Below are 22,593 nucleotides of genomic sequence, written 5' to 3'. Positions count from 1 at the left end.
AAGGGTGACAACCCTTGATGAACCGTGCATGTCATATTAAACACCGGCTAATCACGTGATCATGGGCGGAGTACCTGAATGTCTAGTCAACTGATGGCTGGTAAACGTGGCCTCATCATGGGCCTTGCCAACGATAAATCAATTGCATGGGGTATTGCAAAAGCATGCGCCGACGCAGGTGCAGAGCTTGCGTTTTCCTATCAGGGGGAGGCGCTTAAAAAACGGGTCGCGCCTCTGGCTGAAAAATTGGGCACCGACATTGTACTGCCATGTGATGTTGCGGATGAAAGCTCAATCGACGCTCTGTTTTCTGCGCTTGAGGAAAAATGGGGAAAGCTGGACTTTATTGTCCACGCGATTGGATTTTCAGACAAAAACGAACTTCGTGGTCGTTACGTCGATACGTCACGCGCGAACTTCCAACTGACCATGGATATCTCTGTTTATTCCTTCACTGCCGTGATGCAGAGAGCGGAAAAAATGATGAAAGATGGCGGCAGTGCTGTGACGCTTACCTATTATGGTGCAGAACAGGTGATGCCACATTATAATGTCATGGGCGTCGCAAAGGCTGCTCTGGAAGCTTCCGTTAAATATCTGGCAGAAGATCTTGGCAAAGACGGCATTCGGGTAAATGCGATCTCAGCAGGCCCGATCAAAACGCTTGCAGCCAGCGGGATTGGTGATTTCAGATACATCATGAAATGGAATGAGTATAACTCGCCGCTGCGCCGCAATGTAACCATTGATGATGTTGGAAACTCTGCACTATATCTGCTGTCCGATCTTGGTTCAGGCGTAACAGGTGAAAACCTACACGTGGACGCAGGATACCATGTGGTTGGCATGAAGGCCGTTGATGCGCCTGATATGGCAAAAGGTTAAATATAAATGACGATTGCAGCTTTCGTGGCCTCAATATCCTTGTGCCTGATGGCTGCAATTAGTCCAGGGCCTGCGGTCTTGATGGCGGCACGTATTGGTCTGAAACACGGGTTGCGCAGCGGCTTTGCACTTGCGGTGGGAATTGGCATGGGCGCAATCACTTGGGCACTTGCGGCGCTTTGTGGTCTGACATTGTTGTTTGACTACGCGCCATTTGCGCTCACGGCGCTGCGGATCTTTGGTGCTTGTTACCTGATTTGGATGGCTTGGAACATTTGGCGCAGCGCCAATCAACCTCTCGATGAGGGAGAGCTACGCTCTCTTCCCAAAAGCGCTTTTGGTGCTTTTCGTTTAGGGTTGTTCACGCAGTTCTCAAATCCAAAGGCTGCCGTGTTTTTTGGAGCTGTCTTTGCAGGGACCGTCCCACCAGAAAGCAGTATCCTCAGCCTTGTGCTTTTGCTATTTTGTATCTTTCTGGGTGAAATGGCATGGAATACGCTGGTTGCGCGCTTGTTTTCGATGGAGAAAACGCGGCAGCGCTATATCAGCTTGAAAACCGTAATTGACCGTATATTTGGTGGCCTTTTGGCTGCTTTGGGTGTCAAGCTCGCAGCGCTATAGGCGCGCAATTTAGGAGCAAAAAATGACTGATCGTCTCCCGCATGAAAAAGGCTTCCACATCAGCTGGGATCAAATCCACCGCGATAGCCGCGCGTTGGCGTGGCGTCTGGATGGCCAGGGCCCGGATGAGGGCGCATGGCGCGCTGTTGTTGCGATCACGCGTGGAGGCATGGCGCCGGCAATGATTGTCAGCCGCGAGTTGGACATTCGCACCGTTGATACAATTTCTGTGCGCTCCTATCACCATCAGGACCGTGGTCAGGCTGAAGTGCTCAAAGCGCCCGCAGCCGACGTGATGGGAGATCAGGGCGAAGGTGTTTTGATCATTGATGATCTTGTCGACAGCGGCAAAACCCTTGAGCTGGTGCGTGAGATGTTCCCAAAAGCGCATTTTGCAACGGTTTATGCGAAACCGCAGGGACGGCCACAGGTGGACACATTCATTACAGAAGTCAGTCAGGACACCTGGATCTTTTTCCCATGGGATATGGCGTTGCAATATGTAGAACCTTATCGCGGCACGGACTAAGGCCAAGCCGATAGATTAAGTTAAAACGCGCGCCTTTGGGCGCGCTTTTTCTTGCGCCAGACTGTGGTTTATGAACACCTTGCCCTAATGGAATGTAAGGAGCCGTCATGCAGCAGTCGCGCACGCAATCAACCTTTGTCTCACCGATTGTGGAATCCAGCAACTGGATCCGCGGGCGTGATTTTCCCGCTGAACAACCGTTGCTGAACCTCAGCCAGGCCGCCCCGACTGACCCACCGCCGGCAGCGCTTCGCGATGCGATGGCGTCAGCTGCGCTCCAAGACGACAGTGTCCATCTTTATGGGGCTGTCCTTGGCCGATCTGAATTGCGCGATGCGCTCGCCGTGCAAACCTGTGTGCACTATGATGCAGATGTGACATCAAATGAGATCGGTATCACCTCGGGCTGCAATCAGGCATTTGCCGCGACAATTGCCAGTCTTTGTGGTGAAGGGGATGAAGTTATCCTGCCCACGCCCTGGTATTTTAATCATAAAATGTATCTGGACATGGCTGGGGTAAAGACAATCCCCCTGCCCGTTGGCGCGCAGATGATGCCTTCGGTTACGGAAGCGGCAACGAAAATTACCTCTCGTACGCGCGCTATTGTATTGATAACGCCAAATAATCCTTGTGGCGTTGAATACCCCGAGGGTCTGCTCAAAGCATTTTATGATCTGGCGGTTGCCCATAATCTGGTGTTGATCGTTGATGAAACGTACCGTGATTTTGACAGCCGCACAGGCGCGCCACATCAGCTGTTTTCAGAACCTAACTGGCAAAAACACTTTGTTCAGCTTTATTCATTTTCCAAGGCCTATCGGCTGACAGGACATCGCGTTGGCGCAATTATAGCGGGGCAAGATCGGCTGGCAGAGATTGAAAAATTTCTGGATACAATGACGATTTGCCCCAATCAGCTGGGGCAAGTTGCCGCCCATTGGGGGATCAAACATTTGCAAGACTGGCTTGCCGGGGAGCGTGATGAGATTCTGCGCCGCCGTCAGGCCATTGCAGATGGGTTTGGACAAATCGCGCAGAAAGGTTGGAAGCTTTTGGGCTTGGGGGCGTATTTTGCCTATGTTGAACATCCTTATACGCAATCCTCGACTGTGCTTGCGCGGCAATTTGTTGAACAATCTTCGCTTTTGATGTTGCCGGGGACAATGTTTTGCCCTGCGGATGATCCAGCTGGCGCGCGTCAGTTTCGGATTGCATTTGCAAACGCGGACAGCGCAGGGATTGCGCAGTTGTTTGATCGAATTGCAGCGTTCACCCCGGAAAAGTAACGTGCGAGCGTCGAAACAGCCTGTCTTACAAGCGGCTGTGTCTTGCTCCTTTGCAGGGGGCGGCGTATTCAGAACAGCGAAACGTTTTGCATTCAAAGACTGGCGCGAGGTCAGTCAATCACGATGAGTGTGGAAACAGGATTTTGGCCAGCAGGGCAACAACGATGAAACAACTTTCGAAAACCTTCGTCTGGATCCTTATGGGGATGCTTATTGTCGGATTAATGGGCTTTGGCGCCGTCAGCTTTACAGGCTCTGCCTCAAGCGTTGCCCGCGTCGGAGATGAAAATGTCACCGTGCAGGATTTTGCCCGCGAATTGCAGCAAGAGCAACGCGCACTGCAGGCACAAACAGGTCAGACCCTGCCCATCTCACAAATGGCGGCGCTTGGGTTGGATCGGAATGTGCTGGCTCAACTGATTTCAGTTGCAGCCATCGACAACGAAACGCGCGCCTTGGGGGTGTCAACGGGCGATGAAAACTTGCAACGCGAGATCCTGGAGATCCCGGCGTTTCAGGGAATCGATGGTCAGTTTGATCGCGAAACCTATGCATTTTCTCTGCAGAACGCCGGCCTGAATGAGCGCGAGTTCGAAGCCAATATCCGAAAAGGCACTGCGCGCACCCTGTTGCAGGGCGCAATTATGGGCGGCGTGCAAATGCCTGAAATTCTGGGTGATACGCTTACCGCCTATATCGGTGCACGTCGCAGTTTTTCATATGTGGCGCTGACAGGCGCCGATCTGGCGCTTAAATCTGAGGCCCCAGACGAGACCACATTGCGTGCCTTTTATGACGAAAATATCGATGCGTTCACCCTGCCGGAAACCAAGGTCATCACCTATGTGCAGCTGACACCAGAAGCACTGGTGGGTGAGGTCGATGTAGATGAAACCGCGCTGCGAGACCTCTTTGAACAGCGCGCAGATTTCTATCAGCAGCCCGAGCGCCGTCTTGTGGAACGTTTGGTTTTTGCCAATCAAGACGCAGCAGAGACTGCTAAAGCGCAGCTAGATCTTGGCGGCACTTCCTTTGAAACGCTGGTGATTGATCGTGGGTTAACCTTGCAGGATGTCGATCTGGGCGATCTCACCAAAGAGGCTTTGGGTGAGGCGGGAGACCCGCTGTTTGCGGCAGAAATTGGTGCCGTGGTTGGCCCTTTTTCAACGGATCTGGGCCCTGCCCTTTACCGAGTAAATGGCACTTTGGCTGCACGCACGACCATTTTTGAAGATGTCCGGGACGAGTTGCAAAATGAACTTGCCATTGGACGTGCACGTCGCGTGATCGAGCAGCGAGGCGAAGAGATTGAAGACCTTCTTGCAGGTGGTGCGACCCTTGAAGAGCTTGCACAAGACGAAGGTATGTCTCTGGCGCAAATCGACTGGCACGCCGAATTTGATGGTGAAATTGCTGCCTATGCAGGTTTTCGCGCCAAAGCGGCCGCTGTCCAGGCTGAAGATTTCCCATCGGTTGATTTCCTTGAAGACGGCAGCCTTTACGCCTTACGCCTTGATGAGGTCCTCGCCCCACGTCCCGAACCCTTTGCGGATGCACAGGCTGCAGTTGAAACCGCATGGCTGGAAAACCAACGCGAGCAAGCTTTGAGAGCACAGGCCGATGATCTGTTGAAAACAGTACAGGAGCAGGGTGATTTTCCGGAAGCAGCCAATGTATTGATTGAAACAGGCCTGACACGCACAGCCTATATCGACACCACACCTGCCGACATGTTGAACCGTATCTTTGAACTCGAACTTGGCGAATTGGCTGTTGTTCAGGGAGATGACAGCACTGTCGTTGTGCGTCTGGATGAGATTCTGGAACCTGCGGACAGCGCAGAGTTGACGTTGATGGCAAATGCAATTGATGAGCAGCTCAACCAGTCTTTGGCGCAGGCATTGTTCCGTGCATTTGTCGAAGATGCGCAAGTGCGCGCGCGCCCTCAGATTGACCAGCATGCGGTGAATGCCGTTCTGGCAAATTTTCACTAATCAAGGCGGATAGAATAGAAAATGGCTTTGATCCCTGAATACGATCGTTTTGCCCAAGCTTATGATGCGGGTGAACATCAGGTTGTTTACACGCGCCTTGCAGCAGATCTGGACACGCCTGTCTCTTTGATGCTGAAACTGACCGGCGCGCAAAAAGATGCGTTCATCCTCGAATCTGTCACAGGTGGTGAAATACGCGGCCGGTATTCCATTATCGGTATGAAACCTGATCTGATCTGGCGCAGTCGTGGCACCCACTCAGAGTTGAACCGTCAGGCACGATTTGATGAAGACAGCTTTACCGCACAGGACGGAAATCCGCTTGATAACCTGCGCGCTTTGATCGCAGAAAGCAAAATCGATTTGCCTGATGATCTACCACAGGCTGCTGCAGGTCTCTTTGGGTACCTGGGCTATGATATGATCCGTCATGTCGAATATCTGCCCAACGTCAATCCTGATCCGCTGGGCTTGCCGGATGCTGTGATGATGCGCCCCTCGGTGATTGCAGTTCTTGATGGCGTCAAAGGAGAGGTAACCGTTGTCTCACCGGCATGGGCTGGTGATGGGCAATCCGCACGCGCAGCCTATGCACAGGCCGCAGAACGCGTGATGGACGCAGTGCGTGATCTAGAACGCGCGATGCCTGCCGCCACGCGCGACCTTGGCGATGCTCGTGAAATCTCCCCACCTGTTAGCAACTTCACCCATGAAGGCTACAAACAGGCCGTTGAAAAAGCCAAAGAGTATATCAAGGCCGGCGATATCTTTCAGGTGGTGCCGGCGCAGCGCTGGACGCAGGATTTCCCCCTGCCCCCATTCGCGCTGTACCGTTCTCTGCGTCGCACCAATCCATCTCCCTTTATGTTTTATTTTAACTTCGGTGGCTTTCAGGTGATCGGAGCGAGCCCCGAAATTCTGGTCCGCGTCTTTGGCGATGAGGTCACAATTCGTCCCATTGCAGGCACCCGCCCCCGTGGTGCCACGCCCGAGGAAGACAAAGCACATGAGGAAAGCCTGCTCGCCGATAAAAAAGAACTGGCTGAGCATCTGATGCTTTTGGATCTGGGCCGGAATGATGTGGGGCGCGTTGCCAAAATCGGTACTGTGCGCCCAACTGAAGAGTTCATCATCGAACGCTACAGCCACGTCATGCATATTGTTTCAAACGTCGTCGGCGAATTGCATGAAGACAAAGACGCGCTGGATGCGTTTTTTGCGGGCATGCCGGCAGGAACTGTTTCTGGTGCCCCCAAAGTGCGCGCGATGGAAATCATCGACGAGCTGGAGCCTGAAAAACGCGGTGTTTATGGTGGCGGTGTGGGATATTTCTCTGCCGGGGGTGACATGGACATGTGCATCGCGCTGCGCACTGCAATCGTTCAGGATGAAAAACTTTACATTCAGGCCGGCGGCGGTGTCGTTTACGACAGTGATCCTGAAGCCGAATATATGGAAACCGTCCATAAATCCAACGCCATCCGCCGTGCCGCTGCAGATGCTGCACGTTTTACCGGAACAGGTAATAGCTAATCAGACTGGGCAGCACACACATTGCGCTGCCCACTTCAGATACAAACAAATGGCTGTCAATATTCCGAACGCTTTGTGAATTATTTTTATACTATTGGATACCCTATGACGTGTTTGGAGCCCAACGCAGACTGCGATGATATGTTAAAGATCGTCGTGATGAACGATCTGCATTTGGTTTCACCGGGAAGCCCAAGTCCAAATATGGACACAACCGAACGTTTTGATCTGGCGCTTCAACACGCAGTTCAGCGCCATAGCGATGCAGACCTTTGTGTATTCGCTGGTGATATCGCCGATAAAGGTGATGCCGGAGCCTATGCGGTTTTTGACAGGTTACGCTGCCAATACGAAGTCCCTCAATGTGTGACACTTGGAAATCATGACGATCGAACAGTTTACACATCCGCTGCGACAAACTTTGAAATGGATCCAAACGGATATATTCAATGCCGACGCGATATAAAGGGGCATTGTATTCTTGTACTCGATAGCTCTGAACCGGGCCGTGCACGAGGAGGTTTTTCCAAGCAAAAGCGTGACTGGATCCACGCACAGCTCTCTGACGCAAAGGATTTAGATTTACCTGTTATCGTGATCCTTCATCACAACCCTTCTGCGCTGCAAATGCCTGTTGATGCCTATCGATTGGACGAGCCTGACGTTCTGAAAGCCGCTTTGTTGGAAAGTGGTGCGAATATCATGCAAATTGTCTCAGGTCATTGTCACATCTCAAGTGCGGGCAGCTGGTCCGGTATCCCTTGTGCGACGATCGCTGGAAACCATCATAGTGTGGAACCCTTCCTGCGACGGCGTACTGGACAACAGGAATGTTATGCGTCGTCAGCAGAATATGGTGTTGTCGTTTCAAATGGTGCCGATTGCGCGGTTCATTTTGAAACGTATATTGGCGCACAACAGGCGATGGATCATGCACTGTTTCCCAAGAAAAAAGACCAGACGTTCGAACCCATGATTTAGCTTTGCCTGTCTTAGAAAAAGGGGCGTTGACGGCTGGAATAGTATGTTACTGCCGCCCTGCCCTAAACTAGCAGACGTGCACTATTGGATCGCTCGTGACGGCTCGCGGCCTTTAAGACATCAGCAAAAACTAGCCTGGGCATGATTGCCGCAGCAAAGAGGTTTGCAACGACAAGTCCCCTTCGAACGTAGTTCCCCTGTCAAATTCAACAATTTTGTGGAAGCGGTTTTACCGCCTTCGCAAGAGCCATACAAAAGAACAGCCACCAACCAATCCTGTGACGATGCCGATCGGCATGTCTTCAGGGGCCATGATGGTACGGGCAATGACATCAGCCCATAAGACAAACACCCCACCAAAGAGCGCTGAAACCGGTACGAGTCTTTGATAATCTCCGCCGACCAAAGTTCTAGCAATGTGCGGTACCATCAATCCGACAAAGCCAATGATGCCCGAAAACGCCACCATAACGCCCGTAATCATCGCCCCGATAACAAATATGGAAAGTCGAAAACGCACCACATTCAATCCAAGCGTTGCAGCTGTTTCATCGCCAATGGTCATCGCGTTCAGGTCTGCTGATCTTAAATAGAGCCATCCCAGGCAAGGTACGAGGACAATCAACGGATAGATAAGGTGGGACCATTGGGCGAGGCCCAACCCACCAAGCATCCAGAAAACAACGGTATGCGTAGCGCGGGGATCACCAAGAAAGATCAGAATATTTGCTGCGGCCATGATGATAAAGTAGATCGCAACACCGGTCAGGATCAGCCGATCCGCGCTGGTTGCCTGCGCGAAATTCGATACTGCCAACACCAATCCAGTTGCCACAAGCGCGCCTGCGAAAGCCAAAAGCGGCACCGTGAGAAGCCCCAAGAATAGCCCGGTGTGTAACAAGGCAAGGATCGCACCAAAGGCGCCACCTGCTGAAATCCCTAAAAGATGGGGGTCTGCCAAGGGGTTGCGCGTGACCGCCTGGAGAGACGCCCCGACGGCCGCCAAGCCTGCGCCCACCATCAAAGCCAACAAAACGCGAGGGAAACGGATATCCCATACAATTGCTGACCGCCCTTTCGACCATGTTGTTTCAATAAGGTCGGGTGAAAGTTTGTTCAAAACAACTCCCCAAACCGTTGTCGCAGGGACGGGCACCGCCCCTACGCTCACAGCTACCGTCACCGAAGCAAGCACCAAAAGTGCCGCCAGAATGATGTTTCTTGACAGACGAACGGTCCCAAAAGAGGAGGGAAATTTGCGTACTTCGGTGGCCATGGGTTATTCGCCCCAGAAGGCAGAAGACAGCTTTTTGATTGCAGCGATGTTGCGCGGCCCTGGCGTTGCTTCGACATATTCCAGCGTGACAAAACGGTCGTTCTTCACCGCGTCGATATCTGCAAAGGCTGGGTTCGACATCATGAAGGCGCGTTTTTCTTCTGCGGTTACATTGCCGTAGTTCACGATCACGATAACCTCGGGGTTGCGTTCCACAACTTCTTCCCAAGTCACAGTCGCCCAGCTCTTTTCAAAATCGTCCAGAACGTTTTTACCGCCAGCAGCTTCGATCAGCGCGGTTGGCATCGCGTAACGGCCTGCTGTAAATGGCGTATCTTCACCACTGTCGTAAACAAAAACGCGCAATGCTTCGTCGCCCGTATTCAAGCTTGCGGTGAAGTTGGCCAAATCGGCTTTGTACCCAGTGACCAACTCCTCAGCTTTGTCTGAAACGTCAAAGATCACGCCGAGATTAAGAAGGTCATTGTACATGTCATCCATGCTGACCTTGTCTTTTTCACCGATGTGAATGCAGCTCTCGGTCAGTTCATAAACCTTGATATCAAATGGAGACAAAGTCTCTGGGGTCACTTCACCGCCGACTTTCATACCGTAGTTCCAACCAGCAAAGAAAAAGTCTGCGTTGGCACCGATCAGGACTTCTTTGCTTGGATATTTCGCAGAAAGTTCCGGCAGTTGCTCAACACCAGCGCGCATCTCTTCGTCGAGCGTTTTCCAGCCGGAAATGCCTGTGTAGCCTACCATTTTATCGGCCAGACCAAGAACCAGCATCATTTCCGTGAGGTTCACATCATTCGAAATTGCAGCGGTTGGAACCGTGTCAAACGTCACATCACGGTTGCAGCTTTGCACGGTGGTATCCGCAATTGCCATGGACGCAACGCAGGAGAACCCGAGAGCCAGTGGGAGAGATTTCATGAGAAATCCTTTCATGAGTTAAGTTGAAAAGAAAAATGGTTGGATTGGCTTTTGCTCAGCGTTTCTAGCTGTGCTTGAACGCGGAAAGCGCCAGAAACCAATGGCTCGGTCAGGACGTGTTCAGGAGGTCCGAAAGCGATCATCTGACCGTTTTCCATCACCAAAATGTCGTCACAAAACGCGGCGGCCATGTTGAGATCGTGCAGCGACACAACAACAGTGACGTCCATGTCTTTCACAAGCTGAAGGAGTTCAAGCTGATGTTGGATGTCCAGATGGTTTGTCGGTTCATCAAGCACCAATAACCGGGGGTCTTGCGCAAGCGCGCGCGCCATCATGACCCGCTGGCGTTCTCCTCCTGACAAAGTGCCTAAAGGACGATCCGCGAAATCAAGTAGATCTGCCTTTTCCAGAACGCTTTCGATGATATCAGCACAGTTTTGTCCGGGCGATGCAAATCCCCGCCGGTGAGGCAATCGTCCAAGTGTCACAATATCGCGCACCGTCAATGCAAAGTCATTTGGTTGCTCTTGTAAAACTGCGGCCACAATCCGCGCGGCAGCTTTAGGCGGCATGCTCCAGATGTCCTGACCATCTACTTTTATGGTTCCGGTGGATGGGGTCTGATAGCGATACAGGGATCGCAACAAGGTGGATTTACCTGCGCCATTTGGGCCAACGACTCCCAAGATGCGGCCACAGTCGAGCACAAAACTTGTCGGGTGCAGAATAAGCGGTTCTTTCGCAGACGGCCGCCAGCTTAGAGTGTCGACCTCTAGTCTCGCGTGGCTCATTGCGTAAACTCCTCGGTCGGTTCCAAAGCAATAAAGCTTGATGGAACGCGCGCCAAAGTCGACTTTCTCAGCTTGCCCGGCCGGTCCACAGAAGAACACCAGCCATCGTGCAAATAGGCATATTGGCGGGCAAAGGCGACAAGGTCTTCGATGTCGGTTTCTGGGTCGATATCGCCAAAAAGATACGTCGCCTTGCGTGACCCATAATAGGCGACCGTGCAGGGTCGATCACAACCCGCCATGCAGGCCACGCCGGAAATCTCAAAACTTTCGCCAATAGCGTCGCCCGCCGCGTCAATAGCAGCGCGCAGCTTTTCAATCATGTCATATCCCGGCTTGCAGGATGTGCCCTTGTGTTTACAACTGATGCAAACTGAAATTCGATGGGATTTGATACGGCCCATTTCGCCCTCTGCAATGATGCGAGGTGCAAGAGAAGCCAACAATGTGAACGGCGCGTGCCGAATAATCAGTCATATAAGCCACCTTCCGAGCCACCCCGCTCGGGTTAAGTTACAGTTTTGATGGCAGGTCTCCTGACTTACGGCTTTGATGTTCTGTCCCTTCCCAGCCTTTCAGACCAGTGGTTTTGACAGAGCACATACCGCTCACAGTTGCGGGGGCAGTCGCTGATTTAGCACGTGAACCGTGCTGCACAGCGTTCCCTTTTCATCCCGGTTTGACAACGTCGGACGGGAACCATCAATGGGGTTGGTGCATGCTATTCAAGATTCTGTCAAGTCACTCACCATAGTCCGCAGTAATCAGTACGTGTCGTTCTCCAAATCATAAATCGGATCCAAAACCAGCAAGAGGCGGGTTTCTCCGGTCCCTTCAATAGGAGGAGAGCGGTGGCGCAATCTTGTCGGAGAATCGCCCGCCCAATTTGTTCCGCGCATGACCACGGGGCAACCTTGCGAGACCGACATGATTTGACCCGGTTCACCACTTGCATCGATTTCAGCAAGCTGAGTGGCCTGGCCACGGTAGGTGCAAACAAGACGCGCTGTCACTGCATCGATATGAAATTTGCGGCAGGCATTTGTTGTGATCACATCCAAACGCAAACGCAGATATGGTGCATTCATAAAAGCCGCGAAATGTGTTGAAAGGTCTGTGATGTCCTCGGCAAATGCGTCGCGTTCAGCTCCCTCCGGTATCCCGGATTGATCACACACCTGATGCACCGCCTTTAAGACGCCGTCAGGACGCAATATGCCCCGTGCGTTCGGCAGCAATTCAGGATCAAGTGCTTCGATCCAAGATTTCAACGCAGCGTTTGGCGCTCGCTCGACAACAACAGCGCCACAACCGACATTCCCGAGTTTGTATATCCCTGAGGTCTCAGCGGTGCGGTAAACGCTGGCCAAATCCAGAACACTTGCAGGAGGAATTTGGTTCTCTAGGTCTTTCACGTCAATAATCCTTGTCACAGATCGCAATTCGGAGCCCCCTGCAGTGCTGAACCGAAGTCGGATTTGAAAGACCGGCATGTTATACCATAACACTTTACTACAAAAACTTTCTATACCTGACAACAGGTAAGCTAAAAGGCTTGGTGTTCCGTGAGTACTGCAGCTCGCTCTGGAACTGATTGCTTTTCATAGGAACGTTATGCGCCGATGCGTTGATAAAACCGCAAGGCATCTACACAAGCGCTATGAGAATAAGACAAATGCTGCGTGCGCGTTTCTGTCGAATGATCCGGGATTAATTCTCAGCTTGTTGGGCTGATAAACTTGCAGAAACAGGGGCCAATTGCACGCGAGAGGCGCGGTCTTGCAGACCCCACAACAGCAAGGCAGAAATCGTATCGGCTCGTAAACGTCCAAGCATGATCACAGCGCCCTCTTGGCTTGCGCGGAATGCTGCTTGATCAAGAAAACGTCGGATCGCACGTGGATCCTGCCCCGCGCCATCAAAATCCCTAAAGACAACGCTTGCAGGAACGCCATTACGTGCGGCCAGTTTTTGCACTGTGTTCAGCCCATTGTTCTGCATCACCATGCCAAGACCGCGGGCTTCGACAACAGCTGAAATCTGATCTGCCAGCGGGCGATTGCCCTGAAATCCGGTCGTTACCCCTTCAAGCACGCCGAGCGCATTCGGGATCTCATTACCCCAGACCTCTAATGCGGTCTCGGCATCCTGTGGGGTTGCCTCTTGTGGCAGATCAACCAGCATCAGTACTTCAAAACCAGCAGCGCGCCGTTCGGCGGCCTTTTGCGTGGCCTTGGGATCTTCTGGGTTGATGGCAAAGCTGAGCGGATACGGGAAATCCGCCAATGCTTCCGCACCAAAAGCATTTTCATCATCAATCAAGACAATCGACATCAGGGGACGATTATCGACCAGCTTGAAGTCTTCTGCATTGGCTTTAAACGGCGGCAGATCGATAGGTGCAACGGGTTCTGCGTCGCTTTCATTCTCTACGGCTTGCGGATCACCTTGCGTGATCAAAGTCAGGCCGGGGCGCCCAATGCCTGTGCTGCCCTCTTGGATGTTGGCTGAGGCAAAATCCCGTTCCACCAAAGACGGGCGATTGCGTACAGGCGGTGTGACCCCTTCAGAGGGAAGCGAGGGCGGTGTGCCGACTGCCTCTGGCGCGACGGCTTCGCGCACCACTGGGGTGACATTTGGAGCGGCGTTTGAAATCAAACCGTTTTGGTTGGGCACGTCTGATTGCGCTGGTGCGACGGGGGATGGCTGCGTCACATCAATTTCTGCCGTCGAGGGATCTGTAGAGGATTCCAGGTTTGGCTTGATTTCTGCAATGTCGGATCTCAGCTCGGGTTCTGGTGCAGTCTCTGGTTGTGTTGACGGCGGCGCGGCCGTTTCTGAAACGACCGTTGCAGGCGTACCTTGCGTGACAGGTTCAAGTTGCGCAGGCAGCGTATTTTTCAGGGGGCTTGCTACATCGCTTTCTTGAGCAAATAATGGCTCCTGCCCCTCTGTTGGTGTTACAAGAGCACGTTCAGTAGGAACGGCGGGGGCCGCTGGTGGCGGTGCGGCGCTTTTAGACACAACAGCTGCGGGTTCACCTTGTACGATAGGTTCAAGCTGACTGGGGCGAGCGTTCTCGACGGGCGCTGCACTTTGTGCATCCCGTGAGAGCTGCGGTTCCTGCCCCTCGGCAGGCGCGACAAGCGCAATTTCATCCGGGACAGCGGGTGCTGCTGGCGGTGGTACAGCACTTTCGGTTGAAAGTTCAGCCGTTTGCGCAGGCGCTGGCACAGATAATTGCGCTGGTTGTGCGTCATCTGTGTGTCCTACAGGAGAGACAACTGAACTTGAAACATCTGGCAAACGACCTTCCGCGATGTTTTCAAGAACAGGTTCTCCGACCTTAGGAGGGCGCGCTGGCGCATCTTGTGATGCGGTTAATTCAGCTTCTAAATCTGGCGCAGATACAGAATTCTGTGGCTCTGCAGCTTTGGCCGGAAGATCGGCAAGATCTGGGCTGCCTACAAATTCGGGGATAGGAGCATTCTCGTCAACAGGACCACCGGGTTCAATAGCAATGGGCAATTCGGTTGGCGGCAAGGCACTGTCATTTGCGATTTCCAGCGCGGGAACCGGTTGCGTAGCTTGCAACTGTTTTGGTTCTTGTTCGCCTTGATTTATACGGTCAGTCGCGCTTGGGTCAGGCGTTTCTGGAGTGATCTGGGCAATATCATCGGGGGCGTCCAAAGTTTGCGCACTGTCTTGCGCATCCGGTGCTGCAAGGCTTTCGGGTGCAATAACAGTTTCGCGTGGTGTGATCGCGGGCTCTTCACGTGGAGGCGTATTGGGTTGTTCAGCTGTGGAACTGGTCTGACTGGATGCCGGTACACCGGCCGGAGGCGGCGGGACTTGCAACTTCAATGGCAATGGCACCCAAAGTGACACCGCTGTTGCGCCAATGGCGGCAACCACTGCGCCAATGCTCACGCCACTTAGAAACCCTCGCATAGCTGTCGTGCCTCTCTTTGTACCATCTTCTTTGTTCAAAGTGCCGAATTAGGCAAGTCGTTGTTTGCCTGTGGCAAACCCCTCTTGACGCTGCCCCACATCCCTGAACATGTATGTTGCAACCACTATACCGTGGCGGGCCCCTGCCCCGCCAGTCCAAAACGAGACTGCAAACCATGCTGCTGCTAATCGACAACTATGATAGCTTTACTTATAATCTGGTGCACTATCTGGGCTCACTTGGCGCGGATATTGAAGTGCATCGTAATGATGCCCTGAACGTGCAAGACGCGATGGCGATGAACCCTGCCGGCATTCTGCTGTCACCCGGGCCTTGTACCCCAGATGATGCCGGTATCTGCCTTGCGATGGTTGAAGCAGCCCGCGAAACGCGAACACCCTTGATGGGCGTGTGTCTTGGACATCAAAGCATTGGTCAGGCATTTGGCGGGAAGGTCATTCGCTGCCACGAGATCGTGCACGGCAAAATGGGGACAATGCATCACAAAGACAAAGGCCTGTTTGCGGGTCTTCCGACCCCATTTGAAGCCACACGATATCATTCGCTGGTTGTTGAACGTGAGACCCTTCCAGAATGTCTGGAAATCACAGCGGAGCTGGAAGATGGCACCATCATGGGGCTGCAACACCGTGAGCTGCCCATTCATGGCGTGCAGTTTCATCCGGAATCCATCGCCTCAGAACATGGCCATGCCCTGCTGCAGAATTTCCTGAATGAAATGAAAGTCCCGGCATGAGCGAAATTTTAAAGCCACTCATCGGGATTTCTGCTGAACGCCCTCTTACCCGTGAAGAAGCCGAAAGCGCCTTTAACGAGTTGTTCGAGGGCAACGCCACGCCTAGCCAGATTGGCGGGTTTCTCATGGCGCTGCGGGTGCGGGGTGAAACCGTTGATGAATACGCTGCGGCCGCTGCAGTGATGCGCGCAAAATGTGTGCCTGTGAAAGCACCTGAAGGCGTGATCGATATTGTCGGCACCGGTGGATCCGGCAAGCACACGCTGAATATTTCAACCGCATCAATTTTCACGGTTGCCGGCGCAGGCGTCCCCGTTGCGAAACATGGCAATCGCAAAGCCAGCTCTAAATCTGGTACTGCGGATGTGCAGAGCGAGCTGGGTATTAATGTGATGGTCGGCGCAGAGGTCGTTGAGCAAGCGTTAGAAACCTGCGGCGTAGGTTTTATGATGGCACCAATGCACCATCCAGCGATTAAACACGTGATGCCAACGCGGCTGGAACTTGGCACACGCACCATTTTCAATATCCTTGGGCCATTGACGAACCCCGCCGGCGCAAAACGTCAGATTACCGGCGCGTTTTCGCGCGATTTAATCCGCCCTATGGCTGAAACCTTGGGTAAGCTTGGATCAGAACGCGCTTGGCTTGTTCATGGTTCTGATGGAACGGACGAGTTGACCATCACCGGGTCCAGCTTTGTTGCCGCACTTGAAACGGATGGTACAGTACATGAATTTGAAGTGCACCCCGAAGACGCAGGCTTGCCTGTCCACCCCTTCGAAGAAACGGTTGGCGGTACGCCAGAATATAACGCAGCTGCACTGCGCGCACTATTAGATGGTGCACAAGGGGCCTATCGTGACGCGGTTCTTTTAAATTCAGCGGCTGCCCTTATGATTGCAGATAAGGTCAACACACTGACCGAAGGCGTTGAAATGGCAAGGGAAAGTATCGATAGCGGGGCGGCGCAAAGTAAGCTTTCGGGGCTTGCGCAGCTCACTTCAGCTGCGGCATGACGTCTGAAATTTCTCCTCCTCAGGCCTGGGCGCATTTATCATTCTTTCAAACAGATTGGCCGCAGATCGCGGCCCGTCTGAGTGCTGAAGAACGTCAGATCTTGCCACCAGCAGAGCAGAGATTTGCAGCCCTATCTTTTACAGCGCCGGCTCAGACGCGCGTTGTGATCTTGGGGCAAGACCCCTATCCAACACCGGGCCATGCACATGGGCTTGCCTTTTCTGTTGAACCGGATGTGCGCCCTTTGCCACGATCGTTAAATAATATTTTCAAAGAGTTACAAGACGACCTGGGTGAAACACCTGCGACAGGGGATCTGCGAAATTGGGCGCGGCAAGGCGTGTTGCTGCTCAATACATCGCTTTCGGTTCCTGAGGGTGAGGCAAATGCGCATAAATCGCTTGGCTGGTCCAAACTGGTGCATCAGGTGCTTACGGAAGTCTCAGAAACCCCAACGGCTTTTGTGCTTTGGGGCAATGCTGCGCAAGCACTTGAAAAGCACATCCAGCCCGCAGATCACCTCATCCTAAAGTCAGCGCATCCCTCACCTCTCTCTGCGCGTCGTGGCTTTTTCGGCTCACGCCCCTTTTCAAAGGTGAACGACTGGCTTACCCACATGGGCGAACCGCCCATCGATTGGATCAGATAAAGAAAGCGCAGAGATGACGCAAAACGTGCTCGACAAAATCAAAGCCTATAAACTGGAAGAGGTCGCCGCTGATAAGGCCGCCAAACCCCTGTCTGAGGTTGAGGCTGAAGCACGCGCTGCATCGCCTGTGCGTGGATTTGCAGACAATCTGATGAAGGCCAACCGCGAAGGCTATGGTTTGATTGCAGAAATCAAAAAAGCCAGCCCCTCCAAAGGCCTGATCCGGGAAGACTTTCATCCCGGCGATCTTGCCCGTGCCTATCGGGCTGGGGGCGCGACGTGCCTGTCTGTTCTCACAGACACACCCAGTTTTCAGGGCGCAAAATCCTTCCTGACCGAAGCCCGTGAGGCCTGCGATCTGCCCGCTTTGCGCAAGGATTTTATGTATGATCCCTATCAGGTGGCCGAAGCACGGGCTTTGGGGGCTGACTGTATTCTGATCATTCTGGCGTCTGTTTCGGATGCACAGGCGGCAGAACTTGAACAATGTGCGTTTGATTGGGGCATGGATGTTTTGCTGGAGGTGCACGACGCCGAAGAGCTAGAGCGCGCCTGTCTGTTGAAATCGCCCCTGATGGGTATCAACAATCGCAATCTGAAAACCTTTGACACCACGCTGGATACCACGCGCATCCTGTCTAAAAATGTTCCTGCAGATCGCACGATTGTCTGTGAAAGCGGCTTGTTTACCCCCGAGGATCTGGCCGATATGTCGAGGTACGGCGCACGCACCTTCCTGATCGGGGAAAGCCTGATGCGTCAGCAAGACGTGGCTGCTGCGACAAAAACCCTTTTGGCCAACCCCGCACGTCCCGGAGTCTGATACCCCATGAGCCTCAGCCATTTTGATAAAAAGGGCGATGCCCATATGGTCGATGTGTCGGAAAAAGCTGTCACGTCACGGATCGCAACCGCCGCAGGCCATATCAAAATGGCTGCGGAAACCTTTGAAATCATTTCAGAAGGTCGCGCCAAAAAAGGTGATGTTCTTGGCATCGCGCGGTTGGCTGGAATTATGGGAGCTAAAAAAACGCCAGACCTTATTCCGCTGTGCCACCCTCTCCCGGTGACAAAGGTTGCGGTTGAACTCACACTTGATCCTGATCTGCCCGGTGTGAACATTGAAGCGACGGTTAAAACAACGGGTCAAACAGGGGTAGAGATGGAAGCGCTCACCGCGGTCTCTACCGCAGCTCTGACCGTTTATGACATGGCCAAAGCGGTTGATAAGGCGATGGAGATTGGTGGCATCCGCGTCATTTTGAAAGATGGCGGGAAATCTGGCCGCTACGAGGCGTAAATGATCCCAGTTTCTGAAGCGCTTGATAATCTCCTTTCTTTGATCTCAACCACGGAGATCGAAGAGGTTCCTTTGGTTCAGGCCGCGGGGCGTGTGCTTGCACGTGATTTAAAAGCGCGTCGTACTCAGCCCCCATTTTCAGCGTCAGCCATGGATGGCTATGCCGTAAACAAAGCAGAGGTCGAACGCCACGCGATGTTCAAGGTCATCGGTGAATCAGCTGCAGGTCACGGCTTTCAGGGACGTGTGGGCGCCGGTCAGGCAGTGCGTATTTTCACCGGTGCTCCCGTTCCTGAGGGCGCAAGCTTTGTTGTCATTCAGGAAGATGTCAGCCGCTCCGGTGATCTGATTACAATCACTGATCCGCCCGGTGATAACGACAATATTCGCCCTGCTGGTGGTGATTTCATCGCCGGTGAAGTTGTGACTGCGCCGCGTGTGTTGGGCTCGGCGGATATTGCGCTGTTGGCATCCATGAACATTGCGACAGTGCCCGTTCGTAAACGCCCGGATATCGCCCTTATTTCCACCGGAGATGAACTGGTGATGCCCGGCGACACGCCGGGTCCAGATCAAATCATCGCGTCAAACACCTTTGGTTTGAAAGCCCTTCTGGACGATCTCGGTGCCAAAGCCCGGATTCTTCCAATTGCGCGCGACACAATACCCGCGCTTACAGCCGCTTTTGATCTCGCAAAAGGGGCTGATTTGATTGTTACAATCGGAGGGGCCTCGGTTGGCGATCACGATCTTGTCGCGCCGGTAGCCGCGAAAATGGGCATGGAGCAATCATTCTACAAAGTCGCAATGCGCCCCGGCAAACCTTTGATGGCGGGTCGTATGGGCGCTTCTGCAATGGTTGGCCTGCCGGGTAATCCTGTCTCGGCGATGGTGTGCGGGCATGTATTTCTTGCACCAATGGTGCGCATAATGCTGGGGCTTTCCCATAAACCTGCAGTACAACAGGCCAGGCTTGCAGCACCTTTATCTGCCAATGGACCACGCATGCATTATATGCGCGCACGCTTTGAAGATGGCCAAATTACCGCTTTTGAACGGCAGGACAGTTCGCTGTTATCGGTTCTGGCGCAGGCAAATGCCCTATTGATCCGCCCCCCAAATGACCACGCTCGCGACTCTGATGAAAGTGTGGATTTTATTCAACTTTAGCACGATTTGTTTACACCTTGGTAAGCTGTTCATGATCTGTTCAAAGTGTATGTTGCATTTTGAATCGCCTTTTGTTCTGGCCAACACGCGGATTGACACAAAACGGGAACATGTCTAGAACAAAAGAAAACGACCCCAAAAGAGAGGCAGATATGCTTACGAAAAAGCAGTTGGCATTGTTGGAATTCATTCACAAGCGTCTGCAGCAGGATGGGGTTCCACCCAGCTTTGATGAAATGAAGACCGCGCTGGATTTGCGGTCAAAATCTGGCATTCACCGGTTGATCACCGCTTTGGAAGAGCGCGGCTTTATCCGCCGTCTTGCCCATCGTGCGCGTGCGATCGAAATTGTCCGCTTGCCTGAAAATATGATGGCGGCGTCTGATCAACCCGATTTCTCTCCCGAAGTGATCCAAGGGGGTAAGAAATCTGCGCCACCAGTGGAAATGATCGGCGCGATGGAGCTTCCGGTTATGGGGCGGATTGCAGCTGGTGTGCCAATCGAAGCGATCAGCCAGGTGTCGCATCAGGTGGCAGTGCCAACCGCAATGCTGTCGTCTGCCGGGCAGCATTTCGCGCTTGAGGTCAAAGGCGATTCAATGATCAACGCGGGCATCAATGACGGCGATGTTGTTGTAATCCGTGAATGCGCAACCGCAGACAATGGCGAAATTGTTGTGGCCCTGGTCGAAGGGCAAGAAGCCACGTTGAAACGTATCTATAAATCCGGCAACCGGATCACACTAGAGGCTGAAAACCCCAATTATGAACCGCGTGAATATCCGGCAAGCCTGGTTCAGGTTCAGGGAAAATTGGTTGGATTGATCCGCAGTTATTAATAGGTTTAGCGCGGCTCTGGCCATTGCAAAGACACGGTTTTTTGCCAGGCTGGTGGAGACCACAATCTAAGACCGGTTTGGGCGCGTGCAGTCTGCACAGCGCCCTTTTTTGTGACAGAAACAGCCCCGTGCGGGGCAAGCGTTTTGGGATCTAAAATCAAACAACCGCCATTTACTACGGTGTGTAAGTTGGCGATGATAACCTCATTTGGATCACAGGACTGAATTTCAGCAGCAGCCCGCTTCCCCGCCACAGATATCACTGTGACACCGCCCAACTGGACAGCCTCTTGCGGCCAACGCGCTGCGGCAAAGGCTTGCGTTTGGGGGGCACCATCGTTTTCAAGCCAAACACGGGCGGTAAATCCGGCCCCGCGCGCCCGCGACAGAGCGCGACCTTCTGGCGTTTGCAAACCAATCAAAGCGCCATCGCTTGCGATCAATAAAGCCGGCCGCGCGGCCGCGCTCCAGAGTGTGAGACCGATAATAACCCCGGCTAGCCCGAACCAACGCGCCCTGCCCTGCCAAAGTATGACAAACAACGCGCCCATGCAGATTATGGGAAGGACCATGTTTGGCGGCTGTAGAATTGTTCGTTGTGCAAAAGGAATTTCCGCAATGGTCTCGGCGACGTTTAATATCCAATTGAGCCCCCAGCTCATCACGTCAAGCGGCCAGTGCTCCAATCCAAGTGGTGTCAAAACAGCGGCAAGTGCGGCTGCAGGCATCACCAGACTGCCCATGACAGGAACAGCAAGAAGATTTGCGACCAACCCGACTTGTGAGAGCGTGTTAAAATGCGCAGCCCCAATCGGTGCCGTCGCAAGACCCGCAATCGCTGATGAGATCACAAGCGCCACCACAGGCCGGAGCCAATTGGGCCAATGCCAACGCGGCAGATGACGCAGGGCCGCAAAAACCGCAACCAGGGCAGTGGTTGCGGCAAAGCTCATCTGAAACCCGGGGCTTAGCAGGCTTTCGGGTCGATGAGCCAAAACAATCAACGCTGCAATCGCAACCGCTCTGAGCGTGAGTGCACGACTTTGCAACAGCACCGCGATCAAAATCACAGCCGTCATAATATAGGCCCGTTCTGTGGCAACATTGCCGCCTGAAATCAAAAGATATCCCGTTGCCGCAACAAGCGCTAAGGCGGCGGCAATCGATTTGGCATTCAAAGACAGGTGCAACATCAGGTTCAAGGCCACCAGCCCAAACCGCGCGCCCGTAAATATAATGCCCGAAAGCAATCCCATATGAAGCCCAGAAATGGCCAGAAGATGCGCAAGGTTGCTGGCCCGCAGGCTGTTCAAGGTCTCTTGATTGATCCCACTGCGATCTCCCGTCAAAATTGCTGTGGCAACTGCACCGGTCTGCCCCGGATAGCGGTGTTGTAGATTGCCTGAAATCTTAGCGCGCAAACGATTGATCCACAGATCCCGGCTTGGCCTTGCAGCAAGCAGGACGGGCACGCGCGTATAGCCAACCGCGCCGATTTTCTGAAACCAGACGTGGCGACGAAAATCAAATCCTCCGGGTTCAACCGGGCCTTGTGGTGGTGAAAGATGGGCTGTGGTCATCACCCGTGCCCCGATGGGCGGCGCAATATCGAGAGCGCGCGCTGAAATTCGTAGCTTTGCGGGCCAGTCTTCTGGATCAAGCTTTGGCAGATAAACTTGATCCAATGTCAGGCGCAAAGCATCGCTTTGGGAGCGATCTACCGAAATCAACCGTCCTTCGACCGGGCCATAATAGCGATATTTCAGAACAGGCGCTGCAACGCTATGGGCACGATACCCCGCCACAGAAAACCCAAGTGCTGCGCACAGAATAAACCAGCCCACCGCTCGGCGTCCCATGGAATGACGTGATAGCCAATATCCGCCCCCTGCTAGGGTACCCGCGCCTAGAAACGAAAACAGGCCCGGTTCAAATCTGAGCGCGAAAAACAGTGAAATGCCAAAGCCAAAACAAACCGCCGCCCAGGGAAACAAATGTCCTTGCTGGGCATCAAAGATCTCATCAATCTTTGCCACAACGTGTTGCAGAGGTCCTACACGCATCC

Annotated in this window: 21 protein-coding genes and 1 riboswitch; of the genes, 14 read left to right on the top strand and 7 right to left on the bottom strand. The window is 53.2% G+C overall.

Annotated features, from left to right (window positions below; genetic code table 11):
• Positions 1–78 precede the first annotated feature (78 nt).
• The 7 genes from fabI to BLP79_RS05405 all read left to right on the top strand — a co-directional run bounded on the left by fabI (position 79) and on the right by BLP79_RS05405 (position 7,832).
• Positions 79–885 (top strand): enoyl-ACP reductase FabI, encoded by an 807-nt coding sequence (gene fabI, locus BLP79_RS05435; protein ID WP_090217112.1) that lies wholly within the window; start codon positions 79–81, stop codon positions 883–885.
• A gap of 6 nt (positions 886–891) precedes the next feature.
• Complete coding sequence (locus tag BLP79_RS05430) at positions 892–1,506, top strand: LysE family translocator (protein WP_090217110.1); 615 nt, start codon at positions 892–894, stop codon at positions 1,504–1,506.
• A gap of 22 nt (positions 1,507–1,528) precedes the next feature.
• The gene (gene gpt / locus BLP79_RS05425; protein WP_090217108.1) at positions 1,529–2,035 is read left to right on the top strand and encodes a xanthine phosphoribosyltransferase; all 507 of its coding nucleotides are present in this window, start codon (positions 1,529–1,531) and stop codon (positions 2,033–2,035) included.
• 107 nt (positions 2,036–2,142) lie between these two features.
• Entirely contained in the window at positions 2,143–3,324 is a 1,182-nt protein-coding gene (locus tag BLP79_RS05420) for an aminotransferase (protein WP_090217107.1), read from the top strand.
• Positions 3,325–3,488: 164 nt separating this feature from the next.
• Positions 3,489–5,318, top strand: a complete 1,830-nt coding sequence (locus BLP79_RS05415; protein ID WP_090217105.1) for a peptidylprolyl isomerase — start codon at positions 3,489–3,491, stop codon at positions 5,316–5,318.
• Between the two features lie 21 nt (positions 5,319–5,339).
• On the top strand, positions 5,340–6,851 hold the full coding sequence (gene trpE, locus BLP79_RS05410; protein WP_090217103.1) for an anthranilate synthase component I: 1,512 nt from the start codon (positions 5,340–5,342) through the stop codon (positions 6,849–6,851).
• A 105-nt stretch (positions 6,852–6,956) separates the two neighbouring features.
• Positions 6,957–7,832, top strand: coding sequence for a metallophosphoesterase (locus BLP79_RS05405; protein ID WP_090217101.1), 876 nt, complete (start codon positions 6,957–6,959; stop codon positions 7,830–7,832).
• Positions 7,833–8,061: 229 nt separating this feature from the next.
• On the opposite strand, the gene BLP79_RS05400 is transcribed toward BLP79_RS05405, so the two are convergent.
• From BLP79_RS05400 to BLP79_RS05375, 6 genes are all read right to left on the bottom strand, one after another.
• Positions 8,062–9,108 (bottom strand): FecCD family ABC transporter permease, encoded by a 1,047-nt coding sequence (locus BLP79_RS05400; RefSeq protein ID WP_090217099.1) that lies wholly within the window; start codon positions 9,106–9,108, stop codon positions 8,062–8,064.
• 3 nt (positions 9,109–9,111) lie between these two features.
• A complete protein-coding gene (locus BLP79_RS05395) occupies positions 9,112–10,047 on the bottom strand; it encodes an ABC transporter substrate-binding protein (RefSeq protein WP_090217097.1) in 936 nt (311 codons plus the stop codon).
• 11 nt (positions 10,048–10,058) lie between these two features.
• Positions 10,059–10,841: an ABC transporter ATP-binding protein gene (locus tag BLP79_RS05390; protein ID WP_090217096.1), complete on the bottom strand. Its 783-nt coding sequence runs from the start codon at positions 10,839–10,841 to the stop codon at positions 10,059–10,061.
• On the bottom strand, positions 10,838–11,245 hold the full coding sequence (locus BLP79_RS05385) for a DUF1636 family protein (RefSeq protein ID WP_090217094.1): 408 nt from the start codon (positions 11,243–11,245) through the stop codon (positions 10,838–10,840). The genes BLP79_RS05390 and BLP79_RS05385 overlap by 4 nt, the downstream gene beginning before the upstream one ends.
• A 105-nt stretch (positions 11,246–11,350) precedes the next feature.
• Positions 11,351–11,560: riboswitch (cobalamin riboswitch) on the bottom strand.
• Positions 11,561–11,605: 45 nt separating this feature from the next.
• Positions 11,606–12,256, bottom strand: coding sequence for a DUF1826 domain-containing protein (locus tag BLP79_RS05380; RefSeq protein WP_157843945.1), 651 nt, complete (start codon positions 12,254–12,256; stop codon positions 11,606–11,608).
• Between the two features lie 295 nt (positions 12,257–12,551).
• On the bottom strand, positions 12,552–14,792 hold the full coding sequence (locus BLP79_RS05375; RefSeq protein WP_090217090.1) for a divergent polysaccharide deacetylase family protein: 2,241 nt from the start codon (positions 14,790–14,792) through the stop codon (positions 12,552–12,554).
• A gap of 176 nt (positions 14,793–14,968) precedes the next feature.
• Here BLP79_RS05375 and BLP79_RS05370 point away from each other — a divergent pair, with 176 nt between their 5' ends.
• The 7 genes from BLP79_RS05370 (at position 14,969) to lexA (ending at position 20,528) form a co-directional block, all read left to right on the top strand.
• Positions 14,969–15,550, top strand: a complete 582-nt coding sequence (locus tag BLP79_RS05370) for an anthranilate synthase component II (protein WP_090217088.1) — start codon at positions 14,969–14,971, stop codon at positions 15,548–15,550.
• Complete coding sequence (gene trpD / locus BLP79_RS05365; protein ID WP_090217087.1) at positions 15,547–16,569, top strand: anthranilate phosphoribosyltransferase; 1,023 nt, start codon at positions 15,547–15,549, stop codon at positions 16,567–16,569. Before BLP79_RS05370 ends, trpD begins: the two co-directional genes overlap by 4 nt.
• Positions 16,566–17,219, top strand: a complete 654-nt coding sequence (locus tag BLP79_RS05360; RefSeq protein WP_090217085.1) for a uracil-DNA glycosylase — start codon at positions 16,566–16,568, stop codon at positions 17,217–17,219. Before trpD ends, BLP79_RS05360 begins: the two co-directional genes overlap by 4 nt.
• A 13-nt stretch (positions 17,220–17,232) precedes the next feature.
• Complete coding sequence (trpC, locus tag BLP79_RS05355; protein ID WP_090217083.1) at positions 17,233–18,042, top strand: indole-3-glycerol phosphate synthase TrpC; 810 nt, start codon at positions 17,233–17,235, stop codon at positions 18,040–18,042.
• 6 nt (positions 18,043–18,048) lie between these two features.
• Positions 18,049–18,519: a cyclic pyranopterin monophosphate synthase MoaC gene (gene moaC / locus BLP79_RS05350; protein ID WP_090217082.1), complete on the top strand. Its 471-nt coding sequence runs from the start codon at positions 18,049–18,051 to the stop codon at positions 18,517–18,519.
• Positions 18,520–19,689 carry a molybdopterin molybdotransferase MoeA gene (locus BLP79_RS05345; protein ID WP_090217080.1) on the top strand — a complete coding sequence of 390 codons (1,170 nt, stop codon included), beginning with the start codon at positions 18,520–18,522 and terminating at the stop codon, positions 19,687–19,689.
• Positions 19,690–19,841: 152 nt separating this feature from the next.
• Complete coding sequence (gene lexA, locus BLP79_RS05340) at positions 19,842–20,528, top strand: transcriptional repressor LexA (RefSeq protein WP_090217598.1); 687 nt, start codon at positions 19,842–19,844, stop codon at positions 20,526–20,528.
• Positions 20,529–20,533: 5 nt separating this feature from the next.
• Here the strand turns inward: lexA and BLP79_RS05335 are convergent, their stop codons facing one another.
• Positions 20,534–22,591 (bottom strand): ComEC/Rec2 family competence protein, encoded by a 2,058-nt coding sequence (locus BLP79_RS05335; RefSeq protein ID WP_090217596.1) that lies wholly within the window; start codon positions 22,589–22,591, stop codon positions 20,534–20,536.
• Between the last annotated feature and the right edge of the window lie 2 nt (positions 22,592–22,593).

The organism is Epibacterium ulvae, from assembly GCF_900102795.1.
Classification (GTDB): domain Bacteria; phylum Pseudomonadota; class Alphaproteobacteria; order Rhodobacterales; family Rhodobacteraceae; genus Epibacterium; species Epibacterium ulvae.
The sequence above is the reverse complement of the archived record's forward strand: the minus strand, read 5'-3'. Positions and strand labels throughout refer to the sequence as shown.

Excerpts from the sequence above, each read along its gene's own strand:
- trpC (WP_090217083.1), top strand. The coding sequence starts at position 17,233 with ATGACGCAAAACGTGCTCGACAAAATCAAAGCCTATAAACTGGAAGAG.
- BLP79_RS05360 (WP_090217085.1), top strand. The coding sequence starts at position 16,566 with ATGACGTCTGAAATTTCTCCTCCTCAGGCCTGGGCGCATTTATCATTC.
- BLP79_RS05420 (WP_090217107.1), top strand. The coding sequence starts at position 2,143 with ATGCAGCAGTCGCGCACGCAATCAACCTTTGTCTCACCGATTGTGGAA.
- BLP79_RS05390 (WP_090217096.1), bottom strand. The coding sequence starts at position 10,841 with ATGAGCCACGCGAGACTAGAGGTCGACACTCTAAGCTGGCGGCCGTCT.
- BLP79_RS05430 (WP_090217110.1), top strand. The coding sequence starts at position 892 with ATGACGATTGCAGCTTTCGTGGCCTCAATATCCTTGTGCCTGATGGCT.
- fabI (WP_090217112.1), top strand. The coding sequence starts at position 79 with ATGTCTAGTCAACTGATGGCTGGTAAACGTGGCCTCATCATGGGCCTT.
- BLP79_RS05370 (WP_090217088.1), top strand. The coding sequence starts at position 14,969 with ATGCTGCTGCTAATCGACAACTATGATAGCTTTACTTATAATCTGGTG.
- gpt (WP_090217108.1), top strand. The coding sequence starts at position 1,529 with ATGACTGATCGTCTCCCGCATGAAAAAGGCTTCCACATCAGCTGGGAT.
- BLP79_RS05415 (WP_090217105.1), top strand. The coding sequence starts at position 3,489 with ATGAAACAACTTTCGAAAACCTTCGTCTGGATCCTTATGGGGATGCTT.
- BLP79_RS05400 (WP_090217099.1), bottom strand. The coding sequence starts at position 9,108 with ATGGCCACCGAAGTACGCAAATTTCCCTCCTCTTTTGGGACCGTTCGT.
- BLP79_RS05385 (WP_090217094.1), bottom strand. The coding sequence starts at position 11,245 with ATGGGCCGTATCAAATCCCATCGAATTTCAGTTTGCATCAGTTGTAAA.
- BLP79_RS05335 (WP_090217596.1), bottom strand. The coding sequence starts at position 22,591 with ATGCGTGTAGGACCTCTGCAACACGTTGTGGCAAAGATTGATGAGATC.
- BLP79_RS05375 (WP_090217090.1), bottom strand. The coding sequence starts at position 14,792 with ATGCGAGGGTTTCTAAGTGGCGTGAGCATTGGCGCAGTGGTTGCCGCC.
- trpD (WP_090217087.1), top strand. The coding sequence starts at position 15,547 with ATGAGCGAAATTTTAAAGCCACTCATCGGGATTTCTGCTGAACGCCCT.
- lexA (WP_090217598.1), top strand. The coding sequence starts at position 19,842 with ATGCTTACGAAAAAGCAGTTGGCATTGTTGGAATTCATTCACAAGCGT.
- moaC (WP_090217082.1), top strand. The coding sequence starts at position 18,049 with ATGAGCCTCAGCCATTTTGATAAAAAGGGCGATGCCCATATGGTCGAT.
- BLP79_RS05345 (WP_090217080.1), top strand. The coding sequence starts at position 18,520 with ATGATCCCAGTTTCTGAAGCGCTTGATAATCTCCTTTCTTTGATCTCA.
- trpE (WP_090217103.1), top strand. The coding sequence starts at position 5,340 with ATGGCTTTGATCCCTGAATACGATCGTTTTGCCCAAGCTTATGATGCG.
- BLP79_RS05405 (WP_090217101.1), top strand. The coding sequence starts at position 6,957 with ATGACGTGTTTGGAGCCCAACGCAGACTGCGATGATATGTTAAAGATC.
- BLP79_RS05395 (WP_090217097.1), bottom strand. The coding sequence starts at position 10,047 with ATGAAATCTCTCCCACTGGCTCTCGGGTTCTCCTGCGTTGCGTCCATG.